The sequence below is a fragment of the Billgrantia sulfidoxydans genome, assembly GCF_017868775.1.
Taxonomy (GTDB): domain Bacteria; phylum Pseudomonadota; class Gammaproteobacteria; order Pseudomonadales; family Halomonadaceae; genus Halomonas; species Halomonas sulfidoxydans.
The window spans coordinates 2,089,229-2,105,783 of the sequence record NZ_CP053381.1; the positions used below are offsets into that span (position 1 = coordinate 2,089,229).

At 67.9% G+C, this 16,555-nt stretch carries 13 protein-coding genes; 3 read left to right on the plus strand and 10 right to left on the minus strand.

What is annotated here, in order from left to right; all coding sequences use genetic code 11:
- Positions 1–10: 10 nt before the first annotated feature.
- The 10 genes from HNO51_RS09745 to HNO51_RS09790 form a co-directional block, all read right to left on the minus strand.
- Positions 11–1,063 carry an asparaginase gene (locus HNO51_RS09745; protein ID WP_209539074.1) on the minus strand — a complete coding sequence of 351 codons (1,053 nt, stop codon included), beginning with the start codon at positions 1,061–1,063 and terminating at the stop codon, positions 11–13.
- A gap of 76 nt (positions 1,064–1,139) precedes the next feature.
- Positions 1,140–2,348 carry an efflux RND transporter periplasmic adaptor subunit gene (locus tag HNO51_RS09750; protein ID WP_209539075.1) on the minus strand — a complete coding sequence of 403 codons (1,209 nt, stop codon included), beginning with the start codon at positions 2,346–2,348 and terminating at the stop codon, positions 1,140–1,142.
- Between the two features lie 33 nt (positions 2,349–2,381).
- On the minus strand, positions 2,382–4,745 hold the full coding sequence (locus HNO51_RS09755) for an ABC transporter permease (protein ID WP_209539076.1): 2,364 nt from the start codon (positions 4,743–4,745) through the stop codon (positions 2,382–2,384).
- A 12-nt stretch (positions 4,746–4,757) separates the two neighbouring features.
- On the minus strand, positions 4,758–5,537 hold the full coding sequence (locus HNO51_RS09760; RefSeq protein WP_242597242.1) for an ABC transporter ATP-binding protein: 780 nt from the start codon (positions 5,535–5,537) through the stop codon (positions 4,758–4,760).
- Positions 5,538–5,637: 100 nt separating this feature from the next.
- Positions 5,638–6,852, minus strand: a complete 1,215-nt coding sequence (locus HNO51_RS09765) for an MFS transporter (protein ID WP_209539077.1) — start codon at positions 6,850–6,852, stop codon at positions 5,638–5,640.
- Entirely contained in the window at positions 6,842–7,390 is a 549-nt protein-coding gene (locus tag HNO51_RS09770; protein ID WP_197450801.1) for a hypothetical protein, read from the minus strand. Before HNO51_RS09770 ends, HNO51_RS09765 begins: the two co-directional genes overlap by 11 nt.
- Before the next feature lie 139 nt (positions 7,391–7,529).
- Complete coding sequence (locus HNO51_RS09775; protein ID WP_197450802.1) at positions 7,530–8,837, minus strand: DEAD/DEAH box helicase; 1,308 nt, start codon at positions 8,835–8,837, stop codon at positions 7,530–7,532.
- A gap of 166 nt (positions 8,838–9,003) precedes the next feature.
- Positions 9,004–9,594 (minus strand): PqiC family protein, encoded by a 591-nt coding sequence (locus HNO51_RS09780; RefSeq protein WP_209539078.1) that lies wholly within the window; start codon positions 9,592–9,594, stop codon positions 9,004–9,006.
- A 56-nt stretch (positions 9,595–9,650) separates the two neighbouring features.
- Positions 9,651–11,327 carry an intermembrane transport protein PqiB gene (pqiB, locus tag HNO51_RS09785; protein ID WP_197450804.1) on the minus strand — a complete coding sequence of 559 codons (1,677 nt, stop codon included), beginning with the start codon at positions 11,325–11,327 and terminating at the stop codon, positions 9,651–9,653.
- Positions 11,324–12,625, minus strand: a complete 1,302-nt coding sequence (locus HNO51_RS09790; protein WP_209539079.1) for a paraquat-inducible protein A — start codon at positions 12,623–12,625, stop codon at positions 11,324–11,326. The genes pqiB and HNO51_RS09790 overlap by 4 nt, the downstream gene beginning before the upstream one ends.
- 193 nt (positions 12,626–12,818) lie before the next feature.
- On the opposite strand from HNO51_RS09790, the gene HNO51_RS09795 reads away from it, so the two are divergent.
- The 3 genes from HNO51_RS09795 (at position 12,819) to cydB (ending at position 16,555) form a co-directional block, all read left to right on the plus strand.
- The gene (locus tag HNO51_RS09795) at positions 12,819–13,805 is read left to right on the plus strand and encodes a calcium/sodium antiporter (protein WP_209539080.1); all 987 of its coding nucleotides are present in this window, start codon (positions 12,819–12,821) and stop codon (positions 13,803–13,805) included.
- Positions 13,806–14,129: 324 nt separating this feature from the next.
- The gene (locus tag HNO51_RS09800) at positions 14,130–15,542 is read left to right on the plus strand and encodes a cytochrome ubiquinol oxidase subunit I (RefSeq protein WP_209539081.1); all 1,413 of its coding nucleotides are present in this window, start codon (positions 14,130–14,132) and stop codon (positions 15,540–15,542) included.
- Positions 15,543–15,544: 2 nt separating this feature from the next.
- Positions 15,545–16,555 (plus strand): cytochrome d ubiquinol oxidase subunit II, encoded by a 1,011-nt coding sequence (gene cydB, locus HNO51_RS09805; protein WP_197450808.1) that lies wholly within the window; start codon positions 15,545–15,547, stop codon positions 16,553–16,555.

Below are 16,555 nucleotides of genomic sequence, written 5' to 3' on the forward strand. Positions count from 1 at the left end.
GCCGCAGGGGTCAACGCTCGCCCACCAGCGGGGTGAGAAAGCGTCGGCGACGCTCCTGCTCATCGAGGGGTTGGGCCAGGAGATGCACCAGCTTGGTCAGGGCGGCCTCCGGGGTCATGGCATCCCCCGACAGCACACCGGCCTGCAGCAGACCCTGTCCGGCTGCATAGTGGCCCGGGGCGATGCTGCCGATCGGGCACTGGCTGATCGCGGCGATCAGCTTGCCCTCGCCGCTGGCCTTGGCCAGCACCCCGATCAGTTCAGGGTCCGCTGGGATGTTGCCCCCACCCCAGACTTCGAGCAGCGCGCCGCGAACTCGCGCGTCGCTGAGCCAGGCGTCGAGCTGCCAGGCCTGGATGCCGGGCCAGAGCGCGAGCCTGGCCACGCCGCCCACGGCCAGTGCCGTGTAGTCGGGAAGTTCGAAGCGGGGAGCGCCGCGCTGCTGGGTTTCTAGACCGCGGCCGGGATAGAGGATCACGTCGTCCTCGACACGCTCGCCGAGAATCGGGTAGTTGGGGCTGGCGAAAGCGTCGTCGGCCTCGCTGTGGGTCTTGCGGGTGCGTACGCCCCGCAGCAGGCGCCCACAGAAGGCCACGGCGACTTCCTGCAGCTCCGGCCTGGCGGCGAAGCGCAGGGCGAGCTCGATGTTGTCCAGGGCATCGCTGCCCTCGGCCTCGAGCGGATGCATGGCCCCGGTCACCACCACGGAGCGGTCCAGGCCCTGAAGCTGATAGGCCAGGCTGGAGGCGGTCCACGACAGGGTATCGGTGCCGTGCAGTACGACCACGCCGGCATATTCACCCACTTGGGCGGCGATGGTCCCCGCCAGGCGCTGCCAGTCACGCGGTGTCGCCGCACTCGAGTCGATGGGATCGTCCGCCGCCTGGACCGCGAAACGGGGCAGGCGGGCCTGGCGCGTGGGCGGGAGAGTGGCCAGGGCGCGCCGCAATCGAGCCTCGATGTCTCCACCGGGTGCCAGCCCCTGGTCGCTGGGCAGCATGCCCAGGGTGCCTCCCGTGTACAGTACCAGCACGGGGCGATCGGCGAAGGGGGACTCGTTCATGGCGGCTCCTGCATTGTCGTGTTCGAGGGCGCGGCTGGGCGCGCGAGCGACATGATAGCGGGACTCGCCGGGGAACTCACTCGTCGGCGCTGACTCTGACGCCTTCTGCGACTCGTTCGCCGGGATGGGTGATCACCGTGTCGCCCGCCTCGAGCCCCGAGAGTACTTGGCTGACGAGCCCCTGGCGTCGCCCCGGTTCCACTGACCGGCGCACGGCACGCCCCGCTTCGATCACGAAGACGCTCCACTCTCCCTGGTGGCGAAACAGCGCGCTGGTTGGCATCTGCAGGACCTCATCGGCCGCCCAGACCAGGAATTCGGCATCGACGCGAAAGCCGCTCCCCAGGCCCAGCGTGGCCAGATCGAGCCCATCGGCGAAGTCCACAATCACCGGGACCCGCTGTTCGTCCACGCCGAGCGCCGAGGTGCGGGTGAAGCCGGATGGCGCGATGCGCCTGACGTGGCCTGTCAGCGGTTCGCCGCCCCAGCCGGTGATGTTCACGCTCATGCCGGGACGAAGGCGTACGGCGTCCATGGAGAGCAGGTCGACCTGGATCTCCAGGTCGTCGAGGCTGCCCAGCTCCAGGATCGGATCGCCGGCCGAGACGCTGCCCTCGCAACAGCGGTAGCGGGTCAGCACCAGCCCCGACACCGGAGCGCGAACCTGCAGCACCGGTTGGTCCGATTCGCTGCGCTGGCCGCTGGCCACGGCGAGCAGTGCCCTGGCGCTCTCCACCTCGAAGCGCGCGACCTCGACCCCGGAAGCCGCGGAATTTTCCAAGGCCCGAAGCCGGTCACGCAGGTTCTGGCGCTGCTCCAGCTCGGCGGTGGAGATGAGATTGCGTTCATGAAGCTGGCGGTAGCGCTGATACTCGGCCTCGGCGAAGCGCCGGTCGGCGCGTGCCGTCTCGAGGTTGGCCTGGGCGGCACGTAGCCGGGCCTGAGCGGCCTGCAGGCTGTCCTCTGCCTGCTGTCGCGTACGCACGTCCAGCGCCGGTGCTGGATTCGGCTCGAGGCGGAACAGCGTATCGTCTTCCGCGACCCGGTCGCCTTCTTCGATCGTCACGCGCTGGAGAAAGCCGGCGATCGGTGCCGAGACGTTCCAGGTATCGCGCAGGCGGGTGCGGCCCTCTTCGATGATCGAATCGGTGAAAGGCCCCACGCTGACACTCGCCACGTTGACCGGCACCGGCATGGGGCGCAGTGCCCAGGCCAGCAGGGCGAGCAGCCCGAGTCCCAGCGCGGCCCAGATGGCGTAGCGTATCCAACGGCGACCTTTCTTCATGTTCTTCCCCTGTTGTGCTGGAGACTTGGACCGTCACTCCACGGCCTTGAGGACGCGCAGCTTGTCGAGCCGGCCGAGGCGGCGGAAGACGAGTACGCCGACCACTGCGGAAGCGGTCAACACGCCGGCGGCGGCGAAGCCGAAGACCTGGGAGCTGAAGACCAGCGGTATGCGGAACAGGTCGTTGCTGAAGGCGGCGTGCAGCAGGCGAATGAAGACGGTGCCGATGGCCCACCCCAGCGGGATGGCCGCCAGGGTGAGCAGGGCGATCTCCCCCAGCAGTATCCGCGCGACTTCCGCCCGGGTGTAGCCCAGCACCTGCAGGGTCGCCAGCTCCCGGGCGCGCTCGGCGAAGGCGATGCGGGCGTTGTTGTAGACCACGCCGAAGGCGATGGAGGAAGCGATGGCAACGAAGATGACCGCGAACGTGCGCAGGGTCTCGCCCATGTACTCACGTATGCCGCGCTCGGCCTCGTTGAGCAGGCCGATCGACGCCACCGCGGGCATCTCCCACAGGGCGGCGTGCAGTTCCGCGGCGTGCGCGGGGTCGACCAGCAGCCACGCGCCGCTTATCGCAGGGCCTTCATGCATCAGGGCGTTGAGCGTATCGCGGCGCAGGTAGGCACCGACACCCAGCGGCTCGTCCACCACGGCGACGAGAGCCAGGCGCAGGCGCTCGCGCCGTCCCTCCATGACCGCGACTTCGAGCATATCGCCGATGCTTGCATCGAGTACCCCGGCCAGATGGCGTGTCAGCATGATGCCCGCTTCGGGCACGGGCTGGGCCTGGCCACGAGAGTCGAGTACCCGGCGCAGCTGCGGCTCGGGGTCCAGGCCAAGCAGGCTGGTGCGGTACTCGCGATGGCCATGGACCAGGGTGGCAGGCACCCGACGCCAGGTTTCCACCGCCAGTACGCCAGGCTGGTGGCGCAGTTCACCGGCGGCACGGGCCGGTGTCGGGTCGTTGAAGGTGAGTTCGACATCCATCCGCAGTACCTGGCGGTACTGCTGGTCGATCATCTTGTCCACCGCGGCGAGCTGGTAGGCGCCGATCATCAGCAGGCCGGCGGACAGGGCAATCCCCACCACGGAGAAGCCGGCCTTGGCCGGATGCCGGGCCAGGTTGCGCAGCACGATACGACCTTCGTTACCTAGCAGTGTCGAGGGCACCAGGCTTTCGAGCCAGCTGCGGCGAAAGCGATGCGGTGCCGGCGGCCGCATCGCCTCGGCGGGTGGGCGACTGACCGCTCGCCACACCGCGTGCCAGGTGCCGGCCAGGGCGGCACACAGCGTCACCCCAAGCGACAGGGCCAGCGCCCAGGGCGGCACGCCGAAGCGCATCTCGGGGAAACGGAAATAGGCGCGATACACCTCGGCCAGGCCGCTGGCGGCCCAGCCGCCCAGCGCCACGCCCACGGCCCAGCCGAACAGGACGATCGCAGCCGCCAGCAAACCGTAGTGCCGGGCCAGCTCGGTGTCGCGATAGCCGAACGCCTTGAGGATGGCCAGCTGCTCGCGCTGGGTCTGGATGATACGCCCCATCACCACGTTGAGCAGGAAAGCCGACACCGTCAGAAAGATCGCCGGCAGTACGGTGGCCATGAGGCGCTGCTGGTTGAGCTCCTCCTCGATGAAGCGGTGCGACTGCTGGTCATGGCGGGTCTGCGCCCCGATGGCGCCATAGCGGGCCAGCGCCAGGTCGAGGGCGTCGATGACATCGTCCCGACTGGCCCCCGCCTGCAGCGTCAGGCTGAGGCTGTTGAAAGCACCCTCCATGCCGTAGGCGCGGGAGAGCGAGCGCTGGTTCATCCACAGCACCGCATAGCGGCGATAGTCCGGCATCAGGTCGGTGGGGGCGGCTTGGTAGAGATACTCGGGACTCAGCGCGATACCCGCGATCGTCAGCCGGGTATGACGGCCGTTGACGATCGCCTCCAGAGTGTCGCCCGGTCGCAGACCATGCGCCTCGGCAAAGGCGTCGGAGACGATGGCCTGGTCGTCGCGCCCGGCTTCCGGCAGGCTGCCGCTCAGCAGATGGAGCCGATTGAGCAGCGGCTGGCGACCGTCGGGCAGCGACAGCAACAGGCCGCGTACCGGATCGCCGTAACCGGGTACCGCCAGCCGAACCGCGGCGCGAACCCGGGGTTCGATCAGGTTGACGCCATCGAGCCGCTGCAGCTGCTCGAGCACGCCCAGGGGGGCGCGCTTGACCTCGGCGAAGATCTCGGCGAAGTGATGGCTGGCGTAGAACCGGTCGCGGGCACCGGACAGCGCCTCCAGCGTGGTCACGGCGAGAATCAGCGTCATCACGCCGCTGGCGATGACCAGGGCGATGGCCAGCGCCTGCCCCTTGAGACGCCACAGGTCGCGATACAGTTTGCGGTCGAGTGTCTGCATACCTGCGTCCGGCTACCAGCGCAACTCTTGCGGCATGCGGCGCCGGGCATTGGCCTGCAGCCGTTCGACCCTGCCGTCGCGCAGGCGCACGATGCGATCGGCCATGTCGCCGATCACCTCGTTGTGGGTGATGATCGCCACGGTGGTGGCGGTTTCGCGATTGATGCGCTCGAGGACTTCCAGCACCCGGATGCCGGTCTGGAAGTCGAGGGCGCCGGTGGGTTCGTCGCATAGCAGCACGTCTGGCTGCTTGGCCACGGCGCGGGCAATGGCAACCCGCTGCTGCTCGCCGCCAGAGAGCTGCGAAGGAAAGTGGTCGAGACGATGCTCTAGCCCCACCAGCGCCAGGGCCTCCTCGGGGGGCAGCGGGTGACGGCTGATATCGGTGACGACGGCGACATTCTCCCGCGCGGTGAGGCTCGAGATCAGATTGTAGAACTGAAACACGAAGCCGACGTGATGTCGCCGAAAGCGGGTCAGCTCGCGCTGGTTGGCATGTGCCAGGTCAATGCCCTGGGCCTGTGCGGGCGAAGTCGTACCCGAGTGGCGAGGGACGGAGTGATGAGGGTCGCGTGGGTCGCTCGGATAGTAGAGCAGCGAGCCCTCGCTGGGACTGTCCAGGCCGCCCAGGATGTTGAGCAGGGTGGACTTGCCCGAACCGGAAGCCCCCAGCATCACCACCAGCTCCGCCGCATGCAGCTCCAGATCGACGCCGCGCAGCGCCTGGATGGTGATTTCGCCCATCGGATAGAAGCGCTTCAGGCAGCGGGCCTGGAACACGACGCGGGACATGGCGTAGGGGCTGCCTCGTGGAAAGATTAGAGACAGGCTAGCATGCCGGGGCGCCGGCACGGTGTTGATCGAGGTCAAGAAGCGTTCAGGTTGGCGGGGGTTAGCGCGTGAACAGCCTGCCGCTCTGATCCAGATCCAGGCGACGGTTGCGTCCTGCCAGCAGGGCGAAGGTAATGGCGACGGCCACGATCAGCAGCAGCACGAGGGTGATGGCATCGATGGAGACCTCGAACTGCAGCAGCACGCCCACCGCCAGCGGTCCCATGGCGGCAAGGGTGTAGCCGCCGCCCTGGGCCAGGCCGGAGAGCTTGCCGGCCAGGCGTGAATTGGCCGTACGCAGCACGATCAGGGTCAGCGCGAGGCTGAAACTGCCGCCCTGGCCGAGCCCCAGCAGCACCACCCCGGGCCAGCGCCAGTTCTGCCCGGCCTGCAGCAGCAGCCACAGGCCGCCCGCCACGCAGCCCAGTACCAGCAGCAGCGCCGGGCGTTGGTCACGGCCGAAACGCGCTAGCCATGGCGCACCCAGCGCCGAGATCAGTTGCACCATGACCGAAGCGCCCATCAGCCAGCCGGCCTCGGCTTCGCTGTAGCCGCGGCTCTGGAGCAGGGTTGGCAGCCAGCCGAAGACGATGTAGGCCAGCGAGGATTGCGTGCCCATCAGCAGCATTACCTGCCAAGCGAGCGGCTGCCCGAGCAGCTCGCGCATGCTGCCGCCCAGGGGCGGCGCGGGCAGGTTGCGAGGCGTGCGCGGCATCAACGACACCCAGGCGAGCAGGGCCACCGCGGCCAGCAGCCCCCAGCTCACCAGACTCCAACGCCAGCTGTCCATGAGATCGGCCAGGGGAATGCTCAGGCCAGCGCCGAGGGCGCCGCCCAGGCACAGGGCCATGGTATAGACCCCGGTCATCAGGTCTGCCCCGCCGGGCAGCTCGCGCTTGACCAGCGCTGGCAGCAGCGTGCCGGCAACGCCGATGGCGGCGCCCACCAGCAGGGTGCCGCCGAACAGCAGCACTACGGCCGGGAGGCCGCGCAGCAACAGGCCGAGAATCAACAGGCCCAGTGCCAGGGCGAGCGTGTTTTCTGGCCCCGCGCGCTTGGCGAGCCAGGGCGCCAGCGGCGCGAAGACACCCAGGCAGAGCACCGGCAGGGTGGTCAGGGCCCCGATGGCCAATGGCGACAGACCGGTATCGGCCCGAATTCGCAGCAGCAGGGGCGCGAGCGAGGAGAGGGCGGGCCTCAGGTTGAGGCCCACCAGTACCATCAGCAACAGGAAGAGGACGAGGCGTCGGCGATCGGGACGGGCGTCAGTCGTCATGGCCTCGCCACTTGTCGGTTCCTCTGCTGGTGTCATTTCGTACGGCAGCGTCGTCCACGTCGCGGCGGGCAATCAGGGGGTGCTCGTTGACGCCGCGCGGGTCGTAGTTGACCCGCCCGGGAGCGGAGGCGCCCTGCAGCTGGCGACGAATGTCGGATACGTCCTCGACGCTGATCAGCTGCTCCTGGTTGCCCAGCACCTGGCGCTGGGAGACCAGCCGGCCTTCGAAGGTCCAGCAGCGCTGCGGCACTTGGGCGACGTACCAACTGCGGCCGTTCCAGTGGGCGTGGCCCTGTTCGTCCAGCTGCAGGGACTCGAGCGGCACCAGGGCAGCGAACAGGCGGGCATTGAGCACCAGACCGCCACAGGCCATGGTGACGGCGCCTTCGTAGCGCCCGGCATGCAGGCACTCAACGACGCTGCTGCGCTTGGCTCGGGGCTCGACGCTGCCCTGGCCGCAGAGATGCAGCAGGCTGTCATCGATCTGCTTGATGACCCAGACCGGAATCGGTTGCTTTCCGGTCAGCCATTTGAGCATGCTCGAGTCTCCTTGCGTCACCCAGCCAGGTATGATGGTCGTTCAGTCGTTTGCGCCGCACCGGCAATATCGCCGGCACGACGAACCGTATACCATCCCGGACTTCTCGCCAACCATCAAGCCGCCGCGTGCGTGTCGCTCAGGCCCGGCGAGTGCGCGGCCCGCGGCTGCGCCGGCGTCGTGGCGCCTGAGCGTCGCCGCCGGCCGCGTTGCCGTCACGTTGTCCCGACTGGCCCCGGTTGGCGCCGCCCTGGCCCGAACGGCCGCCGCGACGGTTGCGCCCGTTCTCGATCGGTTCGGGCTTGGCGTTCGGGTCGGGCTCGAAGCCGGGCTCGATGTGCTTTTCCAGGTCGCGCTTGATCAGCCGCTCGATGCCCTTCAGCAGCCCGTGCTCGTCGACGCAGACGAGCGAAACGGCCTGGCCCTCGCTGCCGGCACGGCCGGTGCGGCCGATGCGGTGGACGTAGTCCTCGGCGACGTTGGGCAGCTCGAAGTTGACCACGTGAGGCAGCTCGCTGATGTCCAGGCCGCGGGCGGCGATGTCGGTCGCCACCAGCACCTGCAGGTCGCCGCTCTTGAACGCCGCCAGCGCCTTGGTGCGTGCCGACTGGCTCTTGTTGCCATGGATCGCCATGGCCGGGATCTCCTGCTTGGAGAGCTGCTCGGCCAGGCGGTTGGCACCATGCTTGGTGCGCGTGAAGACCAGCACCTGATGCCAGGCGTGGCGGGTGATCAGATGCGCCAGCAGGTCGCGCTTCTTCTCCCGGTCGACGCGGTAGACCGCCTGGTCGACGGTTTCCGCCGTGGTGTTGCGGCGAGCCACCGAGATCTTCTCGGGATTGTCGAGCAGCTTGGCGGCCAGCGCCTGGATCTCGTCGGAGAAGGTGGCCGAGAAGAGCAGGTTCTGGCGTTTCTCGGGCAGCACCCGCAGCACCTTGCGAATGTCGTGAATGAAGCCCATGTCGAGCATGCGGTCGGCTTCGTCAAGCACCAGAATCTCCACGCGGGAGAGGTCCACGTGCTTCTGCTGGTGCAGGTCCAGCAGCCGGCCGGGGGTAGCCACCAGCACGTCGAGGCCGGGGCGAATGGCGTCGACCTGGGGTTGCTGGCCGACGCCGCCGAAGATGACGTGGCTCTTCAGGGTCAGATGACGGCCGTAATCGGCGACGCTTTCGCCTACCTGGGCGGCTAGCTCGCGGGTCGGGGTCAGCACCAGTGCGCGTACCTGACGCGGGCCGGGGCGTGGGCCATCGGCCAGACGCTGCAGCATCGGCAGGGTGAAGCCGGCGGTCTTGCCGGTGCCGGTCTGGGCGCTGGCGAGCAGGTCGCCGCCCTTGAGCACGGCGGGAATGGCCTGGCGCTGGATCGGGGTCGGGGTGGTGTAGCCCTGGGCCTCGACGGCACGCAGCAGTTCGGCACGCAGGCCGAGATCGGAAAAGAGGGTCATGCGGTCTCCGCAGATACGTCATGGCCTCGTCGTGTGCGACATGCACATGACCAGTCCCGGGCCAGGACGCGAGAAATTCGGTTCAGGGGCGCGGCAGGAGGGACCACGAATCGCCGCGAGGCACCAGTATGCCACAGCCATCTCGAATATGCAGTAAGACCGTGCCTCAGCGCGCCTGCCTGATGCCGGCGGCGATCTCGCCGGCCACCTGGTCCCAGCTGCTGCCCAGCGCGCGCACCAGCGCCGGGTAGCCGTCGTCGTCGAGCACCGTCTCCGCATGGAAAGGCTCCATGGCCAGCAGACGTCCATCGGGTGCCAACAATTGCCACTGGCCGCTGGCGATGGCCAGGCCGTCATGACGCCCCTGGAAGCGGTCCACCTCGAGGCGCAGGCGCAGGGCCTCGCTGCGCCCGAGGCTGGCATCGTCGCGCATGACCCGGGTATCGGTGAGGCGCTCGCTCAGCCTGGCGCGCAGGCCGCGCTCCAGCTGGCGCCCCAGCGGCTCGGCCCAGAGGTGCTGGCGCGCGGCGTTGAGCGTGATGTCGTCGAGTTGCAGGACGATGCCATCGGTATCCAGGTAGTGCGCCAGGCGCGGCGAGTGCACGATCAGCAGGTGCTCGGTGGTAGGGTTGCCGTCCTTCGCTGCGGTACCGGCGTCGGGTAGCAGGTATCGGTTGGCCGGCGCCGAGGACGAGGCGCAGCCGCCGGCCAGCAGCAATATGCCCGCCACCAGGGCGAGCCGGATCATCCGCCTCATGCAACACTCCCTTCCGATACGACGACAACAGCATAGCGATTCATGGGCTGGCTTCCTCAGTTGGTTCGCGGTGCGCGCGGCGTCGGGTCCTCGGCGTCGAGGCTGTCGAACAGCAGCGCCCTGGGGTTCTCGTTGAGCGTACGGGTCACCGGCTGCAGCTCGCGCAGGGTGCGCTCCAGCCGTTCGGCGGCGCCGGTCAGCTCGCGATAGGCACTGGACTCCGGCGACATCCCCTCCAGCGTCTCGCGCAGGGCTTCCAGCGAGGCGTTGAGGTTGGCCGGCAGGTTGCGCGTGCCGGGGTCGTCGAGCACGCCCTGCAGCGAGGCGCTCAGCTCGCGGACTTCACCGAGCATGGCCTCGGAGGCGGCCAGGTTGCGCTCCAGGCCGGTGAGCAGCGGCTGGATCTCGAGCGCGTTGAGCTTCTCCAGCAGGGCCGTGACCTGGGACTCGATCTGGGCGAATCCGGTCGAGGTGGTGGGGAACACGGTGCGCTCGCTGAACGTCTCGGCAACGTAGTCGTCGGCCTCCTCGCGGTAGAAGTTGATGTCGACGAACATCGCCCCGGTGAGCAGGTTGCCCGACTTGAGCGAGGCACGCAGGCCGCGGCCGAAGAGGCGCCGGAAGCGCTGGTCCCACTCCTCCAGGTCGACTTCCTGGTTCTCGATCCCGAGGCGCTGCGGTTCGATGCGGATCAGCACCGGGATGGCGAAACCGCCGCGGGTCTCCGGCTGGGTCGCGGTGAACTCCCAGGGCACGCTGGCCACGGTACCGATGCGTACGCCGCGGAACTCCACCGGGGCGCCGCGGGAGAGCCCGCGCACGCTGTCCTCCACCAGCAGGACGTATTCGAGATAGCGATTGAAGGTGCCCTGACGAGCGCTCTCTTCGTCGGGGTAGAGGTTGAAGGTGGCACCATCCTCGACCGGGCGGCCGCGGGGCAGGTCGTCGGGAACGCCGAAGGTGACGCCCCCGCCCAGCAGTGCCTCGATCGATTCCACGTTGACGCGGATGCCGTCGGCATCGAGGCGCAGGTCGACGCCGCTGGCCGACCAGAAGCGGGTGCCGTCGGTGACCAGGCGGTCGTAGGGGCTCTCGATGAAGATGCGCTGGTTCATGCGCCGCAGGTCGGGGTCGAAGTCGACCTCCTCGACGCGTCCCACGGTGTAGCCCTGGTAGGTGACCGGATCCCCCGTACGCAGCGAGTTGCCAAGCTGGCTGACCAAATTGACGCGGATCCCGGCCGCGTCGGCGGGGGCGACGGGGGGCTGGTCGCTGACCTGGAACTCGCGCACGCCGGACTCGCCGCCGCCCGGCTCGAGCTGGATGTAGGCCCCCGAGAGCACCGTACCCAGGCCGCTGATCCCCTCGCGGCCGATACGCGGCTTGACCACCCAGAAGCGGCTGCCCTCGGTCAGCAGGTCATCGGTATCGGGGGACATGCGCGCGGTGATCACGGCGTGCGACATGTCGTCGGAGAGCTGCACGCGCTCGACCCGGCCGACCTCGACGTTGCGGGTCTTGATCAGGGTGCTGCCGGCCTCGATGCCGTCCGCGCTGCTCATGGTCAGAGTGATCAGCGGGCCGCGGCTGCGATAGTTGTCGTAGACCAGCCATAGCCCGATCAGCATCGCCACGATGGGCACGATCCAGATTGGCGAGAGGCGCCGCTGCGGCGTGGGGCGGGCACGGTGCATGTCGCGGGAGGCCTCGTTGTCGCGAGGAGTGTCGCTCATCCGGTGGTTCCTTGCGTTGCAGGTCGGTCACGCGGCAGGGGCGTGTCCCAGATCAGGCGGGGGTCGAACGTCATGGCGGCCAGCATGGTCAGCACCACCACGGCGGCGAACGCCAGGGCGGCGGGGCCGGGGGTGATCGACATCAGCGAGCCGGCGCGAATCAGCGCCACCAGGATGGCGACCACGAAGACGTCGACCATCGACCAGCGACCGATGAACTCGGTCAGGCGGTAAAGCCAGGTGCGGTGGCTGGCGTTGAGCTCGCTGCTGCGCTTCACCACCAGGCAAAGCCAGGCCAGCGCCACCAGCTTGCCCACTGGCACGATGACGCTGGCCATGAAGATCACCGCGGCCACCGGCCACGAGCCCATCTGGATCAGTTCCACCACGCCGCCGATGATGGTGGATGGATCGCTGTGACCGAGGCTGGTGGTGGTCATGATGGGGTAGACGTTGGCCGGAATGTACATCAGCGCGGAGGCGGCCAGCAGCGCCCAGGTGCGCTGGAGGCTGTGCGGCAGCCGGGCGTGCAGTCGTTCCCCGCAGCGCCGGCAGTATCCGCCGCCGCCGGCCTCCAGCCGATTGACCAGCCCGCAGGTGGGGCAGCCGGTCAGGCCCTGGCCGGCGGCCGTGGTGCCGGTACGGGCTCCATCGGGGGCGAGCGGTTCGCCGGCGAGCGAGAACCACATCCAGTCCGAATCGATCGACTGGGTGGTGAACAGCAGCAGCAGGGCGAAGGCGCAGAAGGCCCAGAACGAGAGGCCGAGCTCGATCTGGGCCAGGTCCGCCACCTTTATCAGGCTCACCAGCGCGCCAATGATGAATACGTCGGCCATCATCCATGGGTTGAGATGGGCCAGGGTGCGGGCAATGGTGCGGCTGGCCGGCAGTGGCTGACCCTGCAGCAGGCCCAGTTGCAGCCACATGACGCCGAGCAGGTAGAGGCCCGGCAGCACGGCGATCGTCATGATCACCGCGATCGCCACCAGCGGCTGGTCGAAGCCGATCAGCGTCGTGGCCGTATGGGTCAGTTCGATACGGTTGCCGACCCCGCTGGTGCTGAAGCTGACGAACGGAAACGAGATCGCCAGCAGCAGTGCGACCATGGCTGCCATGGCCAGCGCCATGCTGCGCTGGGCAGGTTGCCGGTGGCGTGTCGCCAGGGTGTGTCCGCAGCGGGGGCAGTCCGCCCGCTGGCCGGGCCGCAGCGGGGGCAGCGCCACCAGCCAGTCGCATTCGTGGCAGGCACGCAGCCGGCGGCGCGAGGTGCGTGCCTCGGGCGGGGCCTGATCGACCAAGGGGGCGCTCGGGACGAGCGGTGGGCGCGAAAACCTGTAGGGCACTGGCGAGTCGACTCGAATGCTGGTGGAGCGAGGCTGCTCGCATCCTGTCTTAGGAAAGCCGTGTCGGCTGCATCCAAAGTGTGGCATGTTGACGCCCCGCGTACCATATACAAACATTCGCCCCTGAATGTTCCTCGAGGAGACGACCTTGTTACTACCCCTATTGGCCGTGCTGGCCGGTCTCGTGCTGTTGGTCTGGAGTGCCGAACGCTTCGTCGACGGAGCGGCGGCGACATCAAGGCGGCTGGGCGTATCGCCATTGCTGGTCGGCATGCTGGTGATCGGCTTCGGCACCTCGGCGCCCGAGCTGATGGTCTCCTCGCTGGCGGCGGGGCAAGGCAACCCGGGCCTGGCGCTGGGGAACGGCTACGGCTCCAACATCGCCAACATCGGCTTGATCCTGGGGCTGGTGGCAGTTGTTTCGCCGCTGGCGGTGCACTCCAGCGTGGTGCGGCGCGAGCTGCCGATTCTGGTCGCCGTTACGCTCTTGTCGGCGCTGCTGCTGTGGGGCGGGATGATCGGCCGGCTCGAAGGCAGCCTGCTGCTCGTGCTGCTGGCGGCCATGGTCGGCTACAGCATCTGGCAGGCCCGGCGCAGCGGCTCCGACCCGCTGGCCGACGAGACCGAGGAGAGCCTGCAGGCGCACCCCATGTCGCTGCGCACCGGGATCATCTGGACCTTCGTCGGCCTGCTGCTGCTGGTGCTGAGTTCGCGGGTGCTGGTATGGGGGGCGGTGGAGATCGCCGTCGCCTTCGGGGTCAGCGACCTGATCATCGGGCTGACCATCGTTGCCGTCGGCACCTCGCTGCCGGAGCTGGCGTCCTCCTTCAGCGCCCTGCGCAAGGGAGAACACGACCTGGTGGTGGGCAACGTGGTCGGCTCCAACCTGTTCAACACGCTGGGCGTGGTGGGCCTGGCCGCGGTGATTCATCCGATCGAGGCGGCCACCGAAGTACTGATGCGCGATTGGACCCTGATGACCGTCATGACGCTGTTGATGACGGTCTTCGCGATCGGCTGGAAGGGGCGCCCCGGGCGGATCAACCGGCTCGAGGGGGCAATGCTGCTGGCGCTGTTCGTCGGTTATACCGTTTTCATGGTGCACCTGGTCCTGCGCAGCGCCGGGGCCTTCTAGCCAAGGGGCGGCTCACCCTGCTGCGACATCCCGACACAGCAGGAAACAGGGACCGGGCGCCCGGGCTCTAGTAGGCTGTATGACAAGCACAAGATGCAGTGACGAGTATTGATCCAGGACAGTGTCAAGGCATGTAGGGTTTTGTAAGTCTCGTCACCCTGCATGTCTCACTGTTCTAGGCTCTTGGGACACCCCTAGCCGAGTGTCGAGGTGAAATGCGTCACGACATGTCCAGGAAGGACGTGGTCGGAAGCACAACAACGGCACCCCGCGTGCTTTCGCATCCCTTGAGACGTTGACTCTTTCGCAGCCAAGAGGTACGTCATGGAGCTTGATCCCGTATTGCTTTCGCGACTGCAGTTCGCCTTCGTCGTCTCCTTCCACGCCATCTTCCCGGTCTTCACCATCGGCCTGGCGTCCTATCTCGCCGTGCTCCATGGGCTCTTCTACAAGACGCGCAATCCCGCCTGGGACCGCCTGGCGCAGCTGTGGACCCGGGTCTTCGCGGTGGCCTTCGGCATGGGGGTGGTGTCCGGCATCGTGATGTCCTTCCAGTTCGGCACCAACTGGAGCAACTTTTCCCAGGCCAGCGCCAATTTCATCGGGCCGCTGCTGAGCTACGAGGTGGTCACCGCCTTCTTCCTCGAGGCGGCCTTCCTCGGCGTGCTGCTGTTCGGCCGCGGCCGGGTGCCCCAGGGGGTCCACCTGTTCGCCGCCGTCATGGTCGCCCTCGGCACCTTCATCTCCACGTTCTGGATCCTGGCCGCCAACAGCTGGATGCACACCCCGGCCGGGGTCGAGCTGGTGGAAGGCACCTTCCGGGTCACGTCATGGAGCGAGGCGATCTTCAACCCCTCGTTCCCGTTCCGCCTGGCCCACATGGCCATGGCCTCGTTCATCACCGGCGGCTTCGTGGTGGCCGGGGTGAGCGCCTGGTACCTGCTGATCGGGCGCGACGTCGAGGCCAACCGCAAGGCGCTGTCGATGTGCCTGTGGATGCTGCTCGTGCTGACGCCGACCCAGGCGCTGGTGGGCGACTTCCACGGCCTCAACACCTTCGAGCACCAGCCGGTCAAGCTCTCCGCCATGGAGGGCAACTGGGAGACCCGGCGCGGTGCGCCGTTCCTGGTCTTCGCCCTGCCGGACCAGGAGGCGCAGCAGAACCGCTTCGAGATCGGCATCCCCTATGCGGCGAGCCTGATCCTGACCCACGAGCTCGACGGTGAGATCCCCGGGATCGTCGAGGCGCCGCCCGAGGAGCAGCCTCCGGTGGCCATCGTGTTCTGGGCGTTTCGCGTGATGGTCGGTCTCGGCCTGCTGATGATCGCCGTGTCGCTGGTGGGGCTCTACCTGCGCCGCGGCGGGCGGGTCTACCATTCGCGACCGTACCTGCAGACGCTACGGCTGATGTCCGTCACGCCGTTCGTCGCGGTGCTCGCCGGCTGGATCACCACGGAGTCGGGACGCGCGCCGTGGCTGGTCTACGGCATGATGACCCACGCGGAGGGCGTCACGCCGTCGCTGACCGGCGGCATGGCGCTGTTCACCCTGCTCGGCTACGTGGCGGTCTACGGCGTGATCTTCTACGCCGGGACCTACTATCTCACCCGTGTGATCCGCTACGGCATGCAGCCGAAGGACGAGGAGGTGGTGGTCGACGACTTCGAGACCCCCAAGCGGCCTTGGTCGGCGACCCATACCCCGTTCGATGACGATCCGTCCAGGGAAGGAGCCTGACCATGGAAATGTTCGACCTGTCGCTGATCTGGGCGCTGATCATCGGCTTCGGCATCATGATGTACGTGCTGATGGACGGCTTCGACCTGGGGCTCGGCATCCTGTTTCCGTTCGCCCCGGATGAGGACGCCCGCGACGTGATGATGAACTCCGTCGCCCCGGTGTGGGACGGCAACGAGACCTGGCTGGTACTCGGCGGCGCGGGGCTGCTGGCGGCCTTCCCGCTGGTCTACTCGGTGTTCCTGCCGGCGCTGTACATCGGCGTGTTCCTGATGCTGGCGGGGCTGGTGTTCCGCGGCGTGGCCTTCGAGCTGCGCTTCAAGTCGCGCCGCGATCGGCGCGGCCGGCGGCTGTGGAACCTCGCCTTCAGCGGCGGTTCCGCGGTGGCGGCCTTCGCCCAGGGCGCCGTGGTGGGTACCTACATCCAGGGTTTCGCCACCGAGAACCGGGTCTACGTGGGCGGTCCGTTCGACTGGCTGACGCCGTTCACGGTGCTCACCGGCATCGGCATCATGATCGGCTACGCGCTGCTCGGTACCACCTGGCTGATCCTCAAGTCGGAAGGTTACATCCAGCGGTGGGCCTACCGGTTGACCACGCCGCTGCTGCTGGCCGTGCTCGTCATCTTCGCCATCATCAGCATCTGGACGCCGCTGGTGAACGACGTCGTGTGGGAGCGTTGGTTCGGCCACCTGCATGTGATCTGGGTGCTGCCGGCGCTGACGCTGCTGTGCATGTTCACCGTGTACTGGGCGTCGCGCCGGGGCTACGAAGTGCTGCCGTTCATTGCCACGCTGGGTACCTTCCTGTTCACCTACCTGGGGCTGGTGGTGAGCAAGTGGCCGTGGATCGTACCGCCCAACTACACCATCTGGGACGCGGCCTCGGCGCCGGAATCACAGCTCTTTCTGCTGATCGGCGTGCTCTTCGTGCTGCCCTTCGTGCTGGTCTATACCTTCTGGTCCTACTGGGTATTTCGCGGCAAGGTGCGGGCCGGCGAAGGCTACCACTGA